This is a genomic window from Hubeiibacter jixunmingi, from assembly GCF_041928215.1.
Classification (GTDB): domain Bacteria; phylum Pseudomonadota; class Gammaproteobacteria; order Pseudomonadales; family Moraxellaceae; genus Acinetobacter.
This window is the reverse complement of the sequence record NZ_JBHFHK010000102.1, coordinates 1-4785: the sequence shown is the minus strand read 5'-3', so window position 1 is coordinate 4785 and position 4785 is coordinate 1. Positions and strand designations below refer to the sequence as shown.

Genomic DNA, 4785 nt, shown 5'->3' with positions numbered 1-4785 from the left:
AATATTTCATTGAGTCTGTTAAGGTTTGGCATGGTCTAATTCGTCAGAAAAATTACTATTATGCCATTGCTTTAACAACAGTCTTTTTTATTTTTTTGTCGTGTGCTGAGATTATTTTATAAGGACTTTTATCATGCAATTACCCGAACTCATCAATAGTAATGACCCTGCTTGGCATTTGGTACAAGAATGGCAACAACAAGCGTCTAATTACATCGAAATCTTACCAAAAACTCAACAACAAGCTGAGCAAACATTACTTGCTATTCAAGTCACTACACGCTCAACCTTAGGTGCAATCATCTATGAAACAGGTGGTATTTTGGTCAATCATGGCTGGTTACGTATTCTCGGCTCTGGCAGTGAACGTTTAAACCGTCGTTTAGATACGTGGAACCAACAAATCCAAAGTGACGGCTTTTTACTGATTGCTGATGATGTTTTGGGTGGTTATTTTGCCATCAATAGTGGTGCATTCGAAGGCAGTTTGGGTGATGTGTTTTATTTTGCACCCGATACTATGGCATGGGAAAGCTTAGATATTGGTTATTCAGACTTTATATATTGGGTATTTTGTGGGGAGATAGACCAATTTTATGCTGGTTTTTATTGGACAAATTGGCAACATGATATCGCTAATCTAAAGACTGATGAAGTGTTTTCTTTTATGCCTTTTTTATACACAGCAGAAGGCAAAGACATCGAAAACGTCAGTAAAAAAGCTGTACCTATTTTAGAAGATTTTCAATTTAAATAATAGATAAACTCATAAAATGGTCAGGGCAATCGCGCTATAGTCTCAAATTAAGACTAATAGGTCTCTCTTAAAACTAAACTGTATATTTTAAAACCAATTTATTTTACAGGAAGCTGTTAGAACAACTCATTTATCTAAACAGCAACCGATAAAAATTTCATTTTGATTAAAATACAGTCTAAATTTACATTAAGATTTTCCTATTAATTGTATTTTGCTTAGCAGAATTGCTCATCTTTTGTAGCGCGATTGCCCTGATAAAATGGTGATATCGTTTTATCACCATTTTACTTCTATATAGTAATACCTAGCTCATATCATTTTCTTAATAATTTATTGCCCATCTGCAGAGCTTGTGCCAAATTAAATGCGGTGGTGTAAATATTCTGCTCAGCACTATCAAAAATATTTTCTAGGCTATCCAATTTCTGTAAGCTTGATAAAACCAAATCATAACCTTGTTTTTGCCAAACTGGCTTAGGTGTATCAACAGCACCACATATTGCAATAACTGGTACAGTATGACTTTGAGCAAGCTTTAGCACACCTGATGCAACTTTACCCATTGCAGTTTGTGCGTCCATTTTACCCTCGCCTGTAATCACTAAATCTGCTTTTTGAATTTTGTTTGGTAATTGACAGATTTCACTCACCAAAGTAAAGCCTGATAGCAAATCTGCTTGTAAAAAACTCATTAAAGCAAAACCCAAACCGCCTGCCGCACCCGCACCTGCATGATATTGACAATCAGGCAAATGACTTAATTTTACTTGTTTCGCAAAGTGAGATAAGGCTTGATCAAGCACGTTAATATCTTTAGCCGTTGCTCCTTTTTGTGCACCGTAAAGATGACTTGCACCTTGCTCTCCACAAAGTGGATTTTGTACATCGCACGCCACACGTATATCTAACGCTAATAGTTGCTGATGTAACGGACTTAAAATAATTTTCGCTAAAGATTGCAAGGCTATTCCGCCATTACCAATATCATTACCATTCATATCCAAAAATTGATAACCTAATGCTTGCAACATTCCCAAGCCTGCATCATTGGTCGCACTACCGCCAATCGCCAATATAAAACGCTGAATTCCACGTTGTAAGGCATCTAATATCATTTGTCCCACACCAAAAGTGCTGGTGATCAAAGGATTTCTCTCTTGTGTTTTTAAAAGATGTAAACCAGATGCACTTGCCATTTCAATCACTGCCAACTCACCAATATCATCTTGGCAAATTAAATATTTTGATTGGATATGGCGTTTCAATGGATCTAGTACTTGAATATCAATCCATTGACTCGGTAGATTATTTGCAATGGCTTGAGCTGTACCTTCCCCCCCATCCGCCATAGCAACCAATTCAAATTGTGCTTCTGTCAAGACTTCCGCCATGCCGAACTTAATTGCTTGTGCAACTTGAATTGCCGTCAAGCTCTCTTTAAATGAGTCGGGTGCGATAACAATACACATGAGCTATCCTTGTATTATTCTCAAAATAAAAAAGCAAAAGCTGAATAATCAGCTCTTGCTATTTGATATCAAACTTGACGTAAAAGCAACGTGTTACTTTTCGATCGGTGCAAAAACGCTGACTGTTTTGTCGTTGGTGATGGTCAATTTGGCTTTACCTTGATTATCTTGGGTCAAACGATATTGTCCCACGACAACTTCGCTTGCCATCGTATCAAACGCCATTGCTTGGGGTTCACACATCATTCGTGTAGACATCATACCACTCAACACCACGTTGTCATTGGTCAGCATATATTGACTGCTCATATGATTACACGTGTTCAGAAGTTTTAATGTTGTCTGATCAAAACTCAAAATCAAAGGCTTATTGCTGTCATATTGCAAAGGCTGTGCAACATTTTTACCTTGAACATCCGTGACTGCATTAAGCTGCCAATTAAACTTTTGTAATATCTCATCATTGAGTGCCAACACAGGGCTTGATGCAGCGGTAGGAACAGAAACAGGCTGTGTTGGATTTGGATCGGCTTTTACAGCAACTGTTTGTTGGCTATGGCAGGCTGTTACCATAATCATGCTTGTCGTAAAAATTGCAATTTTTTTCATCATCATAACGCTCCAAAAGCGTATAAATTAAACCAAATCAATATAACAGTAAAAGAAAATTTATCTGTCCATGTTTTGTTACATTAAAATTTGAATTGTTAGATACTTTTGTTTTTGTCAAAATGACTTTTTGACACATTGAAAAACTTATATATATCAAAATCTTATTTTAAAAATAGAATAAAAAAAGCATAAACTTCTCGACCATCAGCAGATTGAATTATGCGTACTGATGATGAGTACGCATAATTTTTTTAACCAGATATTGAGAAAAATATTTTTAACTCATTGATTACACGTCAGCAAACTAAGCTGGTATAACTTTTAGGTTCATCAAATGAGGTAAAGTTTTTTCCTTAAAGTCTTTCGCCAATATGCTGAGTTGGTCTAAGTTTTCTTGCTCAGATTGCAATGACTGACCGTCTTTTAATAAGCATTTACCACCTGCTTGCAAGTGCTTCCATGCTCGCTGAGCCAATGCATCAATATCGTCTTTTCCTTCAAGACAAGACAACAAAAATGCTTGTTCTACCAAAGTAACTAAGACTCCTCCACCTGTTACAGGACTTGCAAAGTAAAAAATCTTCTGAGTCGTCACATTCTCTGAGAACAGATGCTGATTCAACGCCTGACTTGCCTTTTCTGTTTTGGCAATCACGTTCTCATCCTGTGCAATAATAACCGTTCCTAAAGTGATTAGAATTGCGAGCATTTCGTGCAATTGACTGGCATCAAGTTGGGGTAATTTGCCACGAATGCTCTTTACCGTGTGCACATTTTTGTCGTCTAGTAAATCTAAAATAGGTTGATAGAAAGTGGCTGAAATGCTTGCTTTGCCTCTTCTACCTTGAACTTCGAGATGATCCCCAACTAAGTCTCTCGCTTTTAAAATTCGAAGCTTATCCCATGCTTCTACAAGCTGTGAACCGTTTAGACGTTTGCCACCCTTAACCCAATAATCTTTACGGAATTGACGATCCAAGAAAAAGTCTTTGACTGTTTCTCGTAAGTTTGTTTCGGACAATTCATTAAGCATATTGATTTGATTTTCATCGAAACAACTGGCTGGATATTCCTCCAGATAACTCCCGCCCGCCACGAAACGTAGTTTTGCATGATCCAGCTCATTGGCAATCTCTGAAAAATACATCAGTTGCCAGTATTGATTAAAATACTCATGTGCAAGATAGCTGGCGTCTTGGTTTGCAATGGTATCTATACGCTTCAATACATTTGGGACTTCTTGCGATAGGTTATGACTTGATTCAATAACTCGTTTGGTAAACTGTAATGAGTTGAGTACTTGCTCACTGCTTGCCACTGCTTTAGTCCCCATGATCTTGGCATGTTCTATCATAAGATGGCGTAAAGGTGCGTACCTAGACCATCCTGGTAGTGTGTTATAGCTGATGTATAACACGCCCCCGACATTCAGCTTGCGACGAATAAAATCAACTAAAATGCGTTGGTTTTCATTCGATATCCAAGACCAAATACCATGTAGTGCAATGTAGTCAAACTGTGGTAAATCTTCACGAGAACAAAATTGCTCAAAAGATTCATCGACCAAATGTGCGTCAGCACCTGATATACTGACCAAGTTCTGTGCAAATTGAGCCTGACTTGGATTAAAATCAGTACCATACCATTTTGTATCTTGTGCTGCTGAATGGATATTCACACTCAGACCTTGTCCAAATCCCAATTCACAGGCGACTTTGACTTTTGGTGGCTCATGACCAGACATCAAAAATGGGACAATAAAATGATTTGGGTTGAGTTCTGTATAATAACCGTACGTATAGTCAATATCGTTGACGTATCCTTCATTCCATGCAGACATCTATTTTACCTCGAAAAATATTCATGATAGGACTTACGCAAAACCGTAATTTTTTTTGCATAAGGGGAATAAACTATAGTAGCATAAGGCATGACAAAAAAACC

The 4785-nt window shown here is 37.5% G+C and carries 4 protein-coding genes; 1 reads left to right on the top strand and 3 read right to left on the bottom strand.

The annotated features are described in order from the left end of the window. Window positions 1-133 precede the first annotated feature (133 nt). Complete coding sequence (locus ACEYX7_RS10595; protein ID WP_374805412.1) at window positions 134-757, top strand: DUF2625 domain-containing protein; 624 nt, start codon at window positions 134-136, stop codon at window positions 755-757. Window positions 758-1074: 317 nt separating this feature from the next. Here the strand turns inward: ACEYX7_RS10595 and ACEYX7_RS10590 are convergent, their stop codons facing one another. The 3 genes from ACEYX7_RS10590 to ACEYX7_RS10580 form a co-directional block, all read right to left on the bottom strand. After that, on the bottom strand, window positions 1075-2229 hold the full coding sequence (locus ACEYX7_RS10590) for a glycerate kinase (protein ID WP_374900553.1): 1155 nt from the start codon (window positions 2227-2229) through the stop codon (window positions 1075-1077). A gap of 93 nt (window positions 2230-2322) precedes the next feature. Next, on the bottom strand, window positions 2323-2841 hold the full coding sequence (locus ACEYX7_RS10585) for an META domain-containing protein (protein ID WP_374805410.1): 519 nt from the start codon (window positions 2839-2841) through the stop codon (window positions 2323-2325). 304 nt (window positions 2842-3145) lie between these two features. Then, window positions 3146-4681 (bottom strand): methyltransferase regulatory domain-containing protein, encoded by a 1536-nt coding sequence (locus ACEYX7_RS10580; protein WP_374805408.1) that lies wholly within the window; start codon window positions 4679-4681, stop codon window positions 3146-3148. Window positions 4682-4785: the final 104 nt, after the last annotated feature.

Excerpts from the sequence above, each read along its gene's own strand:
- ACEYX7_RS10590 (WP_374900553.1), bottom strand. The coding sequence starts at position 2,229 with ATGTGTATTGTTATCGCACCCGACTCATTTAAAGAGAGCTTGACGGCA.
- ACEYX7_RS10595 (WP_374805412.1), top strand. The coding sequence starts at position 134 with ATGCAATTACCCGAACTCATCAATAGTAATGACCCTGCTTGGCATTTG.
- ACEYX7_RS10580 (WP_374805408.1), bottom strand. The coding sequence starts at position 4,681 with ATGTCTGCATGGAATGAAGGATACGTCAACGATATTGACTATACGTAC.
- ACEYX7_RS10585 (WP_374805410.1), bottom strand. The coding sequence starts at position 2,841 with ATGATGAAAAAAATTGCAATTTTTACGACAAGCATGATTATGGTAACA.